16 protein-coding genes are annotated in these 16,032 nt (G+C 42.7%); 7 read left to right on the plus strand and 9 right to left on the minus strand.

The genetic code is table 11. The features are described 5' to 3' along the window. The first annotated feature begins 111 nt into the window (after positions 1-111). Positions 112-375, plus strand: coding sequence for a hypothetical protein (locus tag F6K49_RS03780; RefSeq protein ID WP_293029509.1), 264 nt, complete (start codon positions 112-114; stop codon positions 373-375). A 134-nt stretch (positions 376-509) separates the two neighbouring features. Further along, positions 510-1,394, plus strand: a complete 885-nt coding sequence (locus F6K49_RS03785) for a hypothetical protein (protein ID WP_293094304.1) — start codon at positions 510-512, stop codon at positions 1,392-1,394. 19 nt (positions 1,395-1,413) lie between these two features. On the opposite strand, the gene F6K49_RS03790 is transcribed toward F6K49_RS03785, so the two are convergent. The 3 genes from F6K49_RS03790 to F6K49_RS03800 form a co-directional block, all read right to left on the minus strand. After that, the gene (locus F6K49_RS03790) at positions 1,414-1,551 is read right to left on the minus strand and encodes a hypothetical protein (protein WP_293029504.1); all 138 of its coding nucleotides are present in this window, start codon (positions 1,549-1,551) and stop codon (positions 1,414-1,416) included. A gap of 7 nt (positions 1,552-1,558) precedes the next feature. After that, a complete protein-coding gene (locus tag F6K49_RS03795) occupies positions 1,559-2,287 on the minus strand; it encodes a DUF3598 family protein (RefSeq protein WP_293094307.1) in 729 nt (242 codons plus the stop codon). Positions 2,288-2,390: 103 nt separating this feature from the next. Continuing rightward, on the minus strand, positions 2,391-3,176 hold the full coding sequence (locus tag F6K49_RS03800; protein WP_293094311.1) for a DUF3598 family protein: 786 nt from the start codon (positions 3,174-3,176) through the stop codon (positions 2,391-2,393). Between the two features lie 332 nt (positions 3,177-3,508). Between F6K49_RS03800 and F6K49_RS03805 the strand changes: the two genes are divergently transcribed. From F6K49_RS03805 to F6K49_RS03825, 5 genes are all read left to right on the plus strand, one after another. After that, complete coding sequence (locus tag F6K49_RS03805) at positions 3,509-3,685, plus strand: hypothetical protein (protein ID WP_293030166.1); 177 nt, start codon at positions 3,509-3,511, stop codon at positions 3,683-3,685. A gap of 87 nt (positions 3,686-3,772) precedes the next feature. Beyond that, the gene (xrtO, locus tag F6K49_RS03810; protein ID WP_293094316.1) at positions 3,773-5,671 is read left to right on the plus strand and encodes an exosortase O; all 1,899 of its coding nucleotides are present in this window, start codon (positions 3,773-3,775) and stop codon (positions 5,669-5,671) included. Positions 5,672-5,825: 154 nt separating this feature from the next. Continuing rightward, positions 5,826-5,957 carry a hypothetical protein gene (locus tag F6K49_RS03815; protein ID WP_293071376.1) on the plus strand — a complete coding sequence of 44 codons (132 nt, stop codon included), beginning with the start codon at positions 5,826-5,828 and terminating at the stop codon, positions 5,955-5,957. Further along, a complete protein-coding gene (locus F6K49_RS03820; protein ID WP_293094324.1) occupies positions 5,926-8,739 on the plus strand; it encodes a TIGR02921 family PEP-CTERM protein in 2,814 nt (937 codons plus the stop codon). The genes F6K49_RS03815 and F6K49_RS03820 overlap by 32 nt, the downstream gene beginning before the upstream one ends. 68 nt (positions 8,740-8,807) lie before the next feature. Then, positions 8,808-8,942: a hypothetical protein gene (locus F6K49_RS03825; protein WP_293030175.1), complete on the plus strand. Its 135-nt coding sequence runs from the start codon at positions 8,808-8,810 to the stop codon at positions 8,940-8,942. Between the two features lie 485 nt (positions 8,943-9,427). On the opposite strand, the gene F6K49_RS03830 is transcribed toward F6K49_RS03825, so the two are convergent. The 6 genes from F6K49_RS03830 to F6K49_RS03855 all read right to left on the minus strand — a co-directional run bounded on the left by F6K49_RS03830 (position 9,428) and on the right by F6K49_RS03855 (position 15,827). Further along, positions 9,428-10,813 carry a hypothetical protein gene (locus tag F6K49_RS03830; RefSeq protein ID WP_293073511.1) on the minus strand — a complete coding sequence of 462 codons (1,386 nt, stop codon included), beginning with the start codon at positions 10,811-10,813 and terminating at the stop codon, positions 9,428-9,430. Further along, positions 10,803-11,657, minus strand: a complete 855-nt coding sequence (locus F6K49_RS03835) for a hypothetical protein (RefSeq protein WP_293094335.1) — start codon at positions 11,655-11,657, stop codon at positions 10,803-10,805. The genes F6K49_RS03830 and F6K49_RS03835 overlap by 11 nt, the downstream gene beginning before the upstream one ends. A 225-nt stretch (positions 11,658-11,882) precedes the next feature. After that, complete coding sequence (locus F6K49_RS03840) at positions 11,883-13,697, minus strand: TrbI/VirB10 family protein (protein WP_293094342.1); 1,815 nt, start codon at positions 13,695-13,697, stop codon at positions 11,883-11,885. 131 nt (positions 13,698-13,828) lie between these two features. Further along, the gene (locus tag F6K49_RS03845; protein ID WP_293094349.1) at positions 13,829-14,626 is read right to left on the minus strand and encodes a hypothetical protein; all 798 of its coding nucleotides are present in this window, start codon (positions 14,624-14,626) and stop codon (positions 13,829-13,831) included. After that, positions 14,627-15,622 (minus strand): hypothetical protein, encoded by a 996-nt coding sequence (locus F6K49_RS03850; protein ID WP_293026810.1) that lies wholly within the window; start codon positions 15,620-15,622, stop codon positions 14,627-14,629. Between the two features lie 7 nt (positions 15,623-15,629). Beyond that, positions 15,630-15,827, minus strand: coding sequence for a hypothetical protein (locus F6K49_RS03855; protein ID WP_293038126.1), 198 nt, complete (start codon positions 15,825-15,827; stop codon positions 15,630-15,632). Between the last annotated feature and the right edge of the window lie 205 nt (positions 15,828-16,032).

Consider the following 16,032-nt stretch of genomic DNA (forward strand, 5'->3'; position numbering starts at 1 on the left):
AAAGGTTAACCGGTTGAAGGTTAAAGGTTACAGGTTACAGGTGACGCGGTTACAGGTTACAGGTTACAGGTTATTAAACTTTAAAACTTTCAACCAAACAACCTTGGCCTATTGGCCACGCGATCGCTCGACTGCGGGACGAAGTCCATCGCGTTCAACCTGACAACCAAACAACCTTCAACCAAACAACCTTCAACCAAACAACCTTGGCCTATTGGCCACGCGATCGCTCGACTGCGGGACGAAGTCCATCGCGTTCAACCAAACAACCAAACAACCAAACAACCAAACAACCTTAAACCATCCAACCTTGGCCTATTGGCCACGCTACGCGAACAACCTTCAACCATCCAACCTTCAACCATCCAACCTTAAACCTTCAACCATTCAACCTTCAACCTGACAACCTGACAACCTGACAACCTAAATCTGGCCAACAAATCCGGAATCTAACAACTCCAAGACGTAGGTTACAGTATGACTAAGAGGGATTCATCTAGTTTAAACCTATGTCTAAACTACAAGAAGCATTGCAATTCATCGAGAAAATTGAAAGTGAGAACCCTGGTAAATCCGCTTATGAAATTGTTAATCATTTGCGTGGGTACACTAAGAAGGAATATACTAGTCGGTTATGGAGTACAGCTACGGGGTATCACCAAGAGTATATTCGAGATGAATTTGAGGGAAAACTCAATATCAATGAATTAGTATTAAGTGGTGAAATTACTGACTTTGGCCATTTTATCGGTTCCCTTTCTGATCAAATTGATCAGCCTGGATTCCAATGGTCAGATTTCACTAGTTGGACTGGTGACCATACCTCATGGGCTGGAGATATTGGTTCGGCTATTGTGGCCTATCGAGACCCCAATGACAACATAGATGTTAACAGTGTCGAAGAAGCTTTGGATAGGTTAGCCAGAGATTCTGATTATACTGCGGATATTGCAGCTTACGTGGTAGGGAAGATGATTAACTCTGGTAAGCAATCTTCTATTACTCAGGCGATTTATCAGTATAATTCCAAGTCCTACTCAGAAAACGTTAGGACGTTTATTAAAAAGCGCTTTGGTGCAGTTATTGAAGAGGATAAACTTAAGAATCCGGCTGGACTTGATTCAAAAATGCGTAGCGCTATTTCTACCTATATCCAGTTTTCTTCAGCCTATGAATCCTTAAAGTCTCTCAAGGATTTAGCTAAATTACCTCTAAATTTAGGATCAGAAGATAACTCTATACCTAATAGTGTTGATATTTTTAAAGGTTCTCAACATTTTATGAAGCATATAGTCAAGTATGGCAACTTAGATAGTTTTAAATTCAAGCCATACCAAATACCTGGGATGTCTTGGCTAGGAACCGTGAACTATGAAGTTAGAGTAACTGGCTGATTTAACTAGTTCATTAGTGTTAAATCGGGAATCGGGAATCGGGAATCGGGAATCGGGAATCGGGAATTGGGAATCGGGAATCGGGAATCGGGAATCGGGAATCGGAAAAAAGTAGTTTTTGGGGCTTAAGAGTATTTTTAAATATATTTTTTATCATAGTTTTACTAAATTATAAATACTTCTAGGGTAAAACTGCTAAAGCCCGATTTATCATAGTGGCGAGTGCCTCGTTGCAATAAAGTCTGGTTAACCAGCCAATCCACTGCCACAAAAAACGCTTTTCCACTCTCTACCTGTGCCGGACAACTGATTGAAATACCGTTAGTAAAGTGTAACCTCAGGTAATCTTCAGGTAAATCGTCTAAGGGTTGCCATGAGGTTACTATTGGGGCTGAAATTTGCCAGTCCGGGGTTATTGTTTGGACTGTTCCTTGCCAGTCGCTACTAATTTGATGGGCGGGAGGTAGAGTAGCCACATTCACGAAATGTCCTAGGTGTTCCGGAAACACAGTAAAGCGTTTCAAGCTGCCACTTTCATCGTATTTGGCAATCGCAGTAGCACGACTATTTTCATACCTTAAACATATATCAGAAAAAAACGTGGAGCCGGATTTTACTTTGGTGGAACCCCAGGAAAAGCCGTTGTCTAAAAACAAGCCAGTTGTTATAGGTTGCTTGTAGGGCCCAAAGGTTTTTGTCTCCGTCTTGCCATTAGCATAAGTATAGTGATTTTGCTGATGTATTTCATGGCAATCTGCTGTGGGACGAAAGCTTCTAATACAGCGCCAAGATTCTATGACGTCTCCTGCCCTCGAGTATCTAGTCCAAATCCCATACAAGTCTCCTGAATAATATCGACAGAATTTATTCCAATTTTGGAGTTTTCGATCCATAGGTTTATTCTATAAAATACAATAGGGAATAGGGAATAGGGAATAGGGAATAGGGAATAGGGAATAGGGAATAGGGAAGTATAAAATGCTAAAACAGTGTATATTATTGATTACTATTTAACGTTAAGCACGATAACTCACCCGATGAATTATAATCAACTAGCAGTTGTTGTCTAATGTCAGGATTAACTTGCCAATCTCCAATCACAACGAAAGACATTCCTGGTTTCAGTTTGGGCGGGTAACTTAATGATATCCCATCTGGATAATAAAAGGTTTGATGGTCTGGATATTCCCAAGCTAAACGAGTTGGTGTTGGCTGAGATAGTTGGGTGACTGGGGTAAGGGTAATTGCTAATCCTTCTTCCCCATTAAGGATATCTCGATGGGGGATTAACTCTGGGTTAAGTGTCCAATGATCACAGGGCTTTTGCAAATCCTCCTCTCGGACACTGACTGTTTTAGTTAATTCTCCATCTGAGTTATACACTACTAGCAGACTATGGCGTAATTCTTGATATCTAAACCAGAACTCTACTGCAAATAACTCCTCTGGTTCAAATCGATTTACTGTCCAAATAGCCGACCCTTGCTCAAACATATACATAAAGGAGGCTTGAGCGGTTTTATCAGCTAAACCATTGATTAAACTATTGGGAGTATTCTGGTAAACCTTCTCCTCTTCAGTTCCATTGTCATACATATATACGTTAGTTTGGATAATGTGAGTTTGTTCAGCATCAATAATAGAGCATCGACTACCTACAAAGGATTCTATCACTTCACCTTCAGGAGAATAAATTGTCCAAGACCCATACCAATTCCGTAAATGATGGGTGATAAAATTAGTCCAGTTATGCTGCTTTAACTGTTCAAATGTCTGATTCATGGAATTTTGTGAAGTTTTATGACAAAAACAAAAGGGAACAGGGAACAGGGAACAGGGAACAGGGAACAGGGAGCAAAAATTCTCACAATTTATTTAGGAGCCCTAGATATCCGGTTTTTATACTGTTTTTTTAAATCTGTCCTATAATGGTAGGTAATTTGAAGGGCTACTAACGTAAATCTGGACAGATTAGCGTAGGGAAAACGGTAATTATAAAAGAGTTATGGATAATTGTGAAAGCCTTTAGCAATTAGCAATTACTAACTACAAATTACCAATAAATAACTGTGTTCGATCAGGTAGATAGGGATCAGGTCAAATTTGCATAACCTATGAACTATAGCCTTTATTATAGCTATGAGGTACACAGGATTTTTTACCTCTTGCCTCTTACCTGCTCCCTGCTCCCTGCTCCCTGCTCCCTAAAAGCCAGAACGAAAGTACCTCATGACTATGATAATTGCTATATGTATTATCAGAGCAAGCTAAAACCCATGAAGGGGCTATAGCTTTTTTAGAAATGCTCTGCATAAGTGATAGCTCCCGATAGATAGTCCTTTTTAGCACACTTTATTTCTCTGAAGGAGAAACTTGTTATGACAGCTGGGATGAATTCAGATCCCCCCAGAGGTCAAAACCTCGCCAGCACCATCGTGCTGGTAGTGGCTTGGCTTTTGGGGAATATCTGGGCACTGCAATGGCTATTTGAGTCATTTAAGTACGCATCACTGCTAAATCTGATGCTAATCGGTATTGTGCTCATGGCTTGTTTGGTACAGCTATGGCGCGATCGCTTAATTATAACTGTGTCAGCAACTCCGACCTTAAGACTCTATCCCCTGTTGCTAATGTTAGGGTCTGGGATTAGTGCGATCGCATTCAGGTGGTTGGTGTATATCCCACAACTCAACTTACTCCTATTCCTACTGGGTAGCTATGGGTTATGGGGCTTGTTTATCCCACCATCCCTTTGGCGTAAAGGGTTACCTGCTGCAATTTTAGTTGCCTGTGTTGTCCCTTTCAGCACTGAGTTTAACAGTGGTTTGGGTTTTCCAGTAAGGGTGATCACTGCTCATGCTGTGGAACAGATGCTATCAGCTTGGCACATTGTAGCTATCTCCTCCCACGACATTATTGTCATGGAAAACGGCATTGCTCAGGTAGATTTGCCCTGCAGTGGTCTGAAAAGTTTGTGGACAGGGACTTTGTTTTTACTCGCAGCTACTTGGTTAGAACGTCGTCAGCTGGGAATACGTTGGTTACTGGTTTGTACTGCAAATCTTGTGCTGCTAGCGATCGCTAATACAATCCGGGTGCTGCTGTTAGTGATGATTATAGAAGTCTGGCAACAGCAACAAATTGCTGAAGTGCTACATGTCCCTCTCGGACTGATTGGTTTTATCTTAGCTTGTGCCTTCAGTTGGATGCTGCTGCAAACGGTTCCTCAGAATTCCGGGGGTTTGATGTTGGCCACTTCTGTGTTTAGTGATTTGTCATTGCTGGGTAAGGATAAGAAACAAGGGAGTTTGGAAAAAGGAAACCCTAATCGAAGGGGAAATTTAGGATATGGGTCGAATTCCGGTCTGGCACTAAAGGATAGTCAGTGGCGGCTACACAAACAAAGCGGGCATCCCCAGGCTACTGCTGAAGTTACAGCAAGTTTCGCCCCCCTAACCCCCCAACTTTGGGGGGAAATTGAGTTAAAGTCCCCCAGAATTGGGGGATTTAGGGGGCTTACAGCTAAAGCTAGTGAGGTCAATCCATCTGAAAACGGCTGTAAGACTGGTGTCAGCTATAAGTTTCAGCAAAAGTCTAAGAGTATCACTTGGCTGCTGATTGTAGTTATAGCTCTAGGGCTGGTAGGTCAAATTCAAGCAATTCAAGAGAAGGTAAATGCGATTGCATCGATTCAATTACCCCAGCAACTGGTATCTGAACCCCTACCTCTAACGGAAGCTGAACAACGATTTTTTGATAATCATGGCTTACCTATTGCTCAAAAGCAACGGTTTGTCTATGGCAATCTCTCCGGTTCAATGCTGTTGGTAGCCAGTAGCGCTTGGCAAGCTCACCATCCACCAGAATTATGTTTGGTGGGCAATGGTTTCAAGGTAGACTCCATTAAGCCAACCTTGCTCAATCAGTCAGTAAAGGCACGGTGGGTATCTCTGCAAGACGGCAAACGTTCAGCAACCTACTGGTTTCAATCACCCCAGGGCACTACAGATGATTTCTTATCCCGAATCTGGGATTATATCGCCCACCGCAACAAGACTTGGGTGCTAGTTTCTGTCCTCTTCGATAGTGAACACAATCCCGATAGTGCTGAGATTCAGACTTTTGCTAGCACTATCCATGATGCTATTCATCAAAGCTTAACGTCAGCGGTCAGTGGTCAGCCGTCAGCGGTCAGCGGTCCGTGGTCAGCGGTCAGTGGTCAGCCGTCAGCGGTCAGCCTTGGCCTTTGGCCACGCTACGCGAACAGCCGTCAGTAGTCAGTGGTCAGCTTATTTTATTCAAAAGCATCTCAAGTAGCCTGACCACAGGCCTTTAGCTGATAGCTTACAACTGATAGCTTACAACTGATAGCTTACAACTGACAGCTGATAACTGATAGCTGATAACTGATAAACCAATCCTAAATGAATTGTGAGAATTTTTGTTCCCTACTCCCTACTCCCTACTCCCTGTTCCCTGTTCCCTGTTCCCTGTTCCCTGTTCCCTGTTCCCTTTGGTATAGAGCAATACAATGAAACAAAAATCTCTGAAACAAATCCTTGATATCAGTTTTTACAGTATTTTTTTGCTGTGGAATCTGATGTTTATCACAGTTGTCTATATTGGCATCTTACCATTTATTGGTATTCCCTTAATCCGGGCGACCTTTGATGGTGCTGTTCCGGTTGATTTCTTCGTTACGTTTGTAGCATTAATTGCAGTACCAACAGTCTGTACTGTCATTGGTGCTTGGCGTCTTAGCAAGCAACCAAGGGAGTTAATGCGCTTGTTTTATGGTGTGGAAGCACCCTTGTTTGCTTGGTGCCTGATTCGTTTATTCTTGATCCGGGAATTTACCAGTGTTAGCACCTTAGTATTGGGTACAGTTTTGGTGTGTATCCTGGCATTTGCTGCCGAAGTGGTATGGGGATATGATGCTAATCGTAAACCAGTAGCATTGCTACAACTAATCGCTCACACCTTGATGCTTTTGACCAGTGTTTATGTCGGGGTGTTGATGTTGTTTTATGTTGTTCCTGTTGCTGGTGCTTTCATCCAAAGTTTCTTCAAATTTCAATGGCTATATGATCTGCGGTTCTACTGGATCTATACCGATATAATCGGTTTATTAATATTACTCCTATATGGCTTTAGCATTACCCTATTTCTAGGAATGCCCTCAGCATTTACAGCCCTATATATGCATTCCGGACAGCGGATCTTAAGGGCTTTTGCCAGAAAGTATGGGCGCAATCGGGCGATTAAAGGGGCACTAGCTGTGGTTACTGTCTGGATAATTCTGTTCTTTTCCTTGAATGTACAAGCTCAAGTGGAGGCGTTTAAGCTCCTAGAAAATTATCCAAAAACGAATAGCGATCGCCAAGCCTTGATAGCTAAGTCTGATATAATTCGCACTGGGTTAGTTAATGCAAATTTGTTCCCCTATCGGTATCTGAGTACCCGACAAGATAATAACCATATCTACGCCATGTACAAAGATGTCTTTGACCTGCCAGATTCCCTATGTCAATTATTACAAAATAGCTACAATCTGGTTATGTCACCGTTTTTGTATAAGGGATCCCGAGACGATGTCGAAAAAGCTCAACAGCTTTACGGAGAATTCTTTGATACACCACTTCAGAAAGCAGAACGAAAAGCTGTTCAACATGCTCTACAATCTACAGCGATTATTGACCAAGCTAAGGCGGGTTTGTTGAATATCGATCAAGAACGGGTGTGGCTGCGAAAGCAAGAGGTAACCTTAGATGCCCATGGGGATTGGGCAGATGTGGAAATCTACGAGGTGTATGAGAATAAAACTACTGATGTTGAGGAAGTACTCTACTATTTTTCCTTACCAGAAGGGGCAGCTATTACTGGCTTGTGGCTAGGTGAAACGGATGACCGCAATCAGCGCTTTCCATTTAAAGTTTCCCCACGGGGTGCTGCACAACAGGTTTACAATTCCCAAGTCAGGCGATCGCGTCCTGTTGACCCAGCGCTGCTTGAGCAAGTCGGACCCCGGAATTATCGTCTCAGAGCATTTCCCGTTCCTCCTCCGTTATCCTCATGGGAGAAAAGAAATGGTAGCGATCGCGCAACGGAAATGCATCTGTGGCTGACCTACAAGGTGATGCGACAAGAGAAGGGTTGGCCTTTACCTCAGTTAAACGAACAACGCAATATCTTTTGGACAAATCGCACCAAGCGCATCCGCAATGGTAAAGTAAAACGGGGTTTTTCTGATAGGTGGTTAGAAGCATTTTTGCCAGTAGATCAACCCCAGCAACCCATGGTTCATCAGGTGAATTTAGGGGATGGCTACCGCATTTCGGCTAAACCGTTAGACCTGTTGCAGAAATCCGCAATAAGAAACACTAACCTCACGAAATTAGAGGGTAAGCGGTTTGCTGTCATTCTCGATAGTTCCAGGAGTATGGCTGCTCACAAATCCCAGGTCAAAAAGACATTCACTTGGCTGCAACAACAGGGTTTTGCTGATCAGAGCTTGACTAACAATGATGCGGATTTGTACATCACTGACGCAATAGATAACAAGATCGATCATCAAGCCAAACGCATTGATGATATCAGTGATTTTAATCCTGCTCAGATCACCTTTTATGGCTCTATCCAACCTGAACAGATGCTGCAACAGTTTGAACAGTTGCGTGGCAATACCCCTTATGACGGGATATTACTGGTGACTGATCAGGGTAGTTATGAGTTATCTGAGGATAATAAAAATGTGGCGGTGGTGGCTGCACCCCTGTGGATGGTTCATTTAGGTAATCAATTACCCTCAGCCTACAATGATAGGATTCTAAAATTGATTCAAAATAGTGGTGGTGGTGTCTCTAGCGATATCCAAGGGGTGATCCAGCGGATAGCGACTCAAGAAGCCTTGGGGTCATCGGTGGTAAGTGTGGCGGATGGCTATGCTTGGTTTATGGAATCAGGAACTGCTGAAAGTACTACTGAAACTGGATTTGAACCACTGGCGGCCAGGCAACTTATCCTAGGGTTGAGTGGAAACCTGAATGGCTCTGTAGAAGAACTGGATCGGATTCATGGCATAGCCAAGACCTATGACATTGTCAGTCCCTATTCATCAATGATTGTGCTGGTGAATGATGAGCAACGAAGGATGCTCAAAAAAGCAGAAGCGTCGAGCGATCGCTTTGACCGAGAGGTGGAAACTGGGGAAGAAGACTTGAATCAGCCGTCTAATCCGTTTAATGTTTCCAGTGTTCCTGAACCGGAGGTATGGATGTTGATCTTGATCAGTCCGATCGCACTTTTGATTATTAGTAGACGACCAAAAATTACTGTTGACGGTTAACCCTCAATAGTTATCAATTATATCATCAATTAGCAAGGGCAAAGGTAAGGGTTACTATCCTGTTTACTTTGCCCTTTTTACTTTTTCAGACAACACGAGCCAAAATCTCTCCAGCAACTCGCTCAGCTGATTCCAAAGCTGATTCCATACCAGGAGATGCGATCGCAGTATGTTCACCTCATCCTACCACGATGGTCTACTAGTCATTAGTTTGTAGTGATTATTACATTATTTTATTATTTTAATATTTCATTTTATTGTTTACTATTACAATCCTATCAAATAGTTTAATTTTTATGTACTTGCCATGGTAACAAGAAGACAATTTAGCAAAATTGTTGAGGAATTCTAATCAATTGAACTGAGACACTTCAATGAGTAATAGTCAGTCCACAGGATTGCCTGTTTGGGTACAAGAAAGAGATACAGTTATCGCCAATGATGCTGGGGTTAGGGAATAGGGGTAAAATCCTGTATACCTCACCAAATCAATAAATGCTATATCGTATTTTTAGCCTAGTTTTGCGTAAGTCCTGTAAGCTGATGTGCATTCAAATTGGTGATTACCTGTTCCCTTCCCCCCTTACTAAGGGGGGAAGGGGGGATTCCTGTTCCCTTTGATTAATTTAGGTATACCAATCTAAATGCTGAACAGCTTAACAATTAACAATTTTCAAATTACTAATGACTAAAGTAAGCCTAAAAAGATCGGGTCTTGCTCCTGGTAGGACAGAAATGGTACAGGACCGATGAAATAGGGTGTACAACCTAAATCCACAAACATGTTACGGACACAATAGCGGAAAAACAAGGCTGTACCAGCAGAGCCTTCTGTTTCTGATGTATCCCAAACCACTACCTTAAAGGCATCGCCAAAGGGGTGTCTACCAGTGGGTTCCATCCCATCATTTATTTGTCCTAAAAAACCGGAACCTCCTTCAACTTCTTGATATTTACCACTAATCCACTGCTTACCTTTGATACTTGGCTGACCAGCTAATTCGATATGAGCGCATTCACTTTCACAGGGAACTTTAAATCCTTCTTGATCACTACCGGAAATGGTATTATTGCGTTGAGATTCAGCTATGCCAAAGGCGATATCCAAAATACCAATGGCGCTCCCTTGTGCTTGAATCGGATTGGGAAATTGGGAAAATGGTACTTGGGATAAGCCAGGAACTTGAGCGATATTGGTATTCTGCCAATCCTTAAATGCAGCGAGGGGAGCAACATCAATACCAGGTAGGGAATCTAAGCCATAAACCGATAGGTCAAGGGTGTCAAAGGAAAGGTCTCTGAGGTGGGGTGAGAATGCTAAAAAGTCTCCTAAGGTTTCTGTTGGGTCAAAGCTACTGGCCAAATTGATGGATAGTAAACCAAAGACTGGTTGCAGCTGTTCTATAGTATATCTCTCCAAATCAGGGATGGCGTCTACTAAGCTACCTAAGGTTTGGGAGCTCATTAACCCAAAATCTGCTAAGGACAAATTTCCTAAGTCCAATCCGGTTAGGGACATAATGTTATTCAAGCTAAAATTTTGTAGCTCAAATATCTGCTGAAAGTCTCCTAATTTCATATATTGGTCTGGTGTTTGACCAGCTAACCATGTCCTTGATGGGTCATAACCTACGGCTTGAATCACGTCTGAAGACGCTTGAAAAGAACCCCCTTGAGAAATACCGGGAAAAGTTCCGAAGGTGACTTGATTCCAATTTGGTAGTTTTGTCCCCTCCCAAGCTGTGGTTGGGACATAGTCTTGCAGAGGATAACTTGCAGCATTTAATGCTACCTTGGGTTTTACATTTGGTTTTACGTGTGGTTTTACTTGTGCTTCTACCTTGGGTTCAATTTTCGTTTCTTTTACTGGTAGTTTACTGTTTTGAACAGGAGTAAGAGTTGCGACCGCTGTTGGCATTCTTAATCCAGAGGCAATAAGAATACCAGAAAGTACAAAGCAAAGACCTAAGCCAGTGACGAACCAATAGAGTAGAATAAATGCTTTTCGCCGATGGTTATCCTTTTGCCACCAAGGTTTCTTTTTATTTGATTTTATCTGATGTTTACTGCTCATTCTTTTTCTCCTGGATTACGACTTCTTTAGTTAGGACTTCAATGGTGTCTTTCTGTTCATCTCTTTGTGAAATGGCTGTTGGAACAGTTGGACGACGACCCATTTTTTGCAATTTATCGGCCAATTCCAAAGAAATACCGGCTTGAGTGGCGGCATTTGAAATAGTCTGACCGTCTTTGAGAAAAACGACGAAATTATCTAACTTTCTATGGAGTTGTGAACCCTTGACTAACAGTCCTTGTAAGGTTGCTCGAAAGATCCCCCGCTCTATGGCATCGACGACTATAAAATCTACGGAAGGAGTAGGTTTATTAAATTCAATGACTACTTCGCTAGGTCGGTCAGCTGGAGTCACGTTAAATAGGTAAATCTGCCTACCCTCAACAGAACGAGTAACTACTGTCAAAAGTGTGCTATTTGTCTTTGGGATACCAGGAATATCAAGTTGTTCAATGCGGCGCAAATGAATTACAGTTGCTTGATTATACTCACAGTTTTTTTTAGCAACTAAGTTATCTAAGCAACCATCGACATCAACAGCAACGAATGAGGGATTATCAATCCAGAGTTTTTCAATAACTTCCCCAGTAGAAATGAAACTGATATTTACCCCATATCCTGGAGCCAAGGCTACTGGATATGGGTTATTTTGAGGCACTGAAGATTGCCCAGAAGAGGTTAGACTTACCCGTTTGACTGCTATAGCTGAATTACCAGGATCTGCCCAAGCTGGCTTAGCTAGAAAAAGGGATAAAGCAAATAGTAAAAGAATTTGAGTTTTGGCTGGTTTAATTTTTAACTCTTGACCTAATTGAATTTGCAAGGCTGAAAAAAAATTATTCATGGCTACTTATAAGCTCCTAAAATAAAAAAATATACTGTCAAAATTTATAGCAGTTTTTAATTATATGAGGTACATATTTTTGGGAGGGGTTAGGGGTGGGTTTCTCTTTCCTGTTCCCTATTCCCTATTCCCTATTCCCTATTCCCTGTTCCCTGTTCCCTGTTCCCTGTTCCCTGTTCCCTAAAATCAGGAACTCTGTACCTCACCAAATTGAAAACCGCTATACTACAACTCAAAGGGTCTGTTGACAAAAACTTGTACTGAACTCCCGGCACCCATATACCACAATTTGGGCAAATTTTGTAGTCGGCGTGTTGCTGAAGCATTACGCTCTACAATGTCCTGAGCAAGAGGTTTAAACCCTCCCTCAAGCACTGCTCCCCAGAGGTTGCGGTCTCGACTAGTGAAGGTGCTAGACTGGCTTGAGCCAAAACCACTGGAGGTGATAATTTGACTCCGTTCAGGTTGATTGAGTACTTCTCCTACTTTGGCAGCAGAACCAAACAAGAAGGCGATCATGTCATTTTTGGCGATATCATCAGAACCCCGATCCCAGACATTCGCCACCATGGGATTACCTTTATTTCCTCTGAGACTAATCACTCCTGGGGGTAACTGATATTCTTGGTCATCGATGATTAATGCGATCGCATCACTATTCACTAGTCCACTGTCATCAACCATGTCACAGAGAAAGACAATTTTGGTACCAGCTTTGAGCAAAACTTGGTTATCTTCATCCACTAGAGGCTCACTCAGACGCACCACAAATCGTTCATCCAAATTTGGTTGTTGAGAATTTCGAGATAGGTTCGACTTTGTCCAAACAATTGGTGTCACTAATTCTCCAGCTGCTTCTTGACCAAAGGAAAATAGCTTCCGTCTGATTGCTCTGCCAGCTAAAATACTGGCTTCTTCTGAGATAGCAACTTGATCAGCAAAAATAACGGGAGATCCATTGAGGGGTTGGGGAGGATTGGGAGAGTTGGAAACTCTCTGTACAGCTGGAATTGAGTATGTATTAGCAATAGTAGAGCGTCCCCTGATCCCATTGTTTCGTTGGGCTACTGGTTGTGTTTGTGGGCTTGGTTCCATCATCGCCACATTTTGCTCTGGCGCTTCTGGAGTATTGCCAGAACTCAAACCATAACTTCCCAGTTGGCTCAAAGCCAGCCATTGCTCCATGGGATCTATCTTTGGTGCTGGGGCTGGAGGAGGTGGAGGAGGTGTTGGTGCTTTTGCCACAGGGGGTGGTGTTGGTGCTCTCCGCACTGGTGCTGTCCGCACTGGACGGGGTGGGGGAGCTTGACGAATTACTACTGGTTGCTGCACTGGACGCGGTGGTGGGGGAGCTTGACGAATTATCACCGGTTGCCGTACTGGACGGGGTGCTGGACGGGTTGATGCTCTTACCACAGGAGGGGGTGGTGCTGAACGCACTGCTGGCCTAGGACGAGGTGGTGGAGCTGTTTTCGGTGATGGGGGTTCTTCTGACTTGGCAAGCTCTATGGTTGTTTTTGGTCTTTTTTTCTCTTGAATGGCTTGAATCTGTTTTTGTTGCTTGGCTAGGGCTAATTCAGTCTTCAGTCGTCCGATTTCAGAATCGGTCGCGTTTTCCGATTCCTTCTCAACACTGGTGGGAATTGGAGTAACTTTTTCGACCAATTTCTTCTTAGAAGACAAGGAGGTCATCCCTGTAAAAACTAATCCGGCGACTACAGCAATTGACCCAGTTACTGCACCAACGGAAGCGCCTTTTGCCCAACCGGATTTTGCGAATTCCGCTTGGGTAACATTTAAGTCTGGATCTAAATCAGCGGTACCATCATTCGATGCTATTACACCCTGACTTGTAGGATTTTGTTCTTGGTCATAACTAGTATCAAATTTTAGCAACTCAGCTAAGGATTCTTCTGTCCATGTCGGGGCGGTATTCTCTGCACCACTGTTCTGCTGAATCAGAGTTTTTTTACTAATTTCTTCTTCAGATTTATGTTCCAGGTTTTGGACATCAAAGTCTTTGAGATCTGATAGCTTCATAATTTATCCCAGTTGCTGTAGTTATTCCAGTTGATGTAGTCATTAGTCCCACAACACGGATGTGTAAACACGGACAGATGCACGGATTAGTGGAGTCTTATAATCAGGACTATTGGACTTAGGATTCAGGTTTATTTTGAGTCTAAATCTTTGATACTAACTACCTCCAAACCTTTCTCTCTCGCCTTAGCAATAATTGGAGGTAGACTATCGTCTGCCATGGCTGGTGAATACTTAGGAGGCTCCACTGCCCGTACATGCACCTGTTTGTTGAAGGGAATATAGGTGGGCAAATTATTGGTAGTATCTAGAACGGTTAAGGTGCCAACCAAATCGATTGTCCATTCCCCTTCTTTTATTTTAATAGGTTCTCTGACAAATTGGGGGACAAAAGCAAATTGTGTTTTACCCTTAAATACGTTGGATGGCGTTAAGTCTACTAACTTTAGGAGAAACGGATCACGAAAATCATCGGCTAAGGCAAAGCTAGCTTTCCAGGCTTGAGTAGATATTTTACCTCGACGCCTACCTTTGCCCTGAATTTCTACTCCTGGATCAGAGTCTAAGTTAGAAAAGGGAACGCCATCTTTTCCAGGTAATCGCCCTGTCCAAGTAAACAGGTCACTCATGGTTTTAATTGTAAATGCTTTAATTACCTCTGGTGTCCGTTCTTTATTCCCAATGGCTTCTACGGCAGTGGTTTCACCAGTATTCAATTGCACCAAGGAAGGAGCTGGCTTATTAGCTAGCCTTGCTTGAGCGCCATACAACAGGGCTAGGAAAAACAGAATTAAGGTATTGTAAGCAAAGTTGCTGATTAAGATAATCCCCAGACTATCCGTCACATTGAAACTGGATAACCAAGTACTCTTCTTACCTCTTTGGAGAAATTTTAGCTTATTCTGAGGAGAACTAGTCGTGCTTTCCATTTATTTCAAGCCTCCTAATACAAAAGCACTGAAGGAGTTTAAGCTATTAAAAATAGCTAGACCTCCTCCAGCGGCTAATACTAACGCTAGGATGGGGGCAATTAATCCAGCGACAAAAGCAAAAACTAATGGGTTATAACTCTCAGCATTAACAATTAATGTGGCGACTAAGCCAACAATAATGTTGTAGCATATTTTAACTAAACCGATGGAGAAAAAGCTAATTAACCAAGCGTAAATTGCCTTAGCCCCCACAGGTAATAATGTGGCCCCTACCGCTAATGGACCTAATAGTCCGGTTAGCAACATCGAAACTTCTGCTACCCACTGAAATGCCATACCAATCGACATTAACCAACCCGTTACTGCCGTTTGTAAGGCAAAGCCTACTCGTTCAGTAACATTCAGAGGGTTAAGCAATGAACCAATTTTATCGAACCATTGTTCAGATGTCGGTAACGTTTTAGAAAAGTCCCGTGCTTGTTGCTCTGCATTTGTTAAACAATCCACCTGTTGTTGAACATCGACGATAGAATCACATTGAGAAACCAAGGAATCAATAACCGCCTTCGCCCCAATATTTTCTGTCACAATTTGGTATGATTCTTGCAAAGAAATTCTGGCAGATGTGTTTTGCAGTAGTGAATTAGAGGTATTGTTGATTACACTTCTGAGTCCTTGGGTGCCATTGGCTAACATTGCCCCATCATTCGCTAACAAAACTGCGACTAATAAGGGCCAGATGATCTCAGACCACATAATTGGCTCATCGTATTCTATTAAGGCTTTTGCCCATTGAGTCATGAATAGAACTAAGCTTCCCACGGCAAAAAACACCCCCAGTTTAGCGATCACAGCATACAACCCACCTCCGAGGACTTCACTCCAGAGCTCATTCATGGCTTCTGCGATCGCAATTTGTCCGGTACGACCATTTTGGATAATCTGGGAGGCTCCATTACTAAATTGAGCAATTAAGTTGGGGGTGACTATCATTTAATGATTACCTCTTTACGTCATTAGCGATGGGATGACCAGAGTGGAGACATTGGGGAGAGTGGGTAGATGGAGAATTCGCAGAGATCGGCAGACGGAGGAAATCCGGAATATAAGGACGAACAGACATGGCGATCGCTACACATGGTGATAAACAAAGAAGGTAGGAATAGGGACAAGCAGGTAAGCTAGACCAAGGAGACATAGGAGAAATAGTTGTGAGTGAGGAGTAATAAGTTTTAAGTGCTAAGTGCGTGAGTTCAGAATCGATAAATAATTGTAAAATTCTGGATCCAGATAACTGTTGACGGTCAACGGTTAACGATTAACAATTAACGATCAACAGCTACCTGTAGGGTGGGCAAGGTTTTGCCCACCCTACCCATGGATTCTGTGCGTAAGTCCTGTAA

It is taken from the genome of Moorena sp. SIO3I6, from assembly GCF_010672095.1.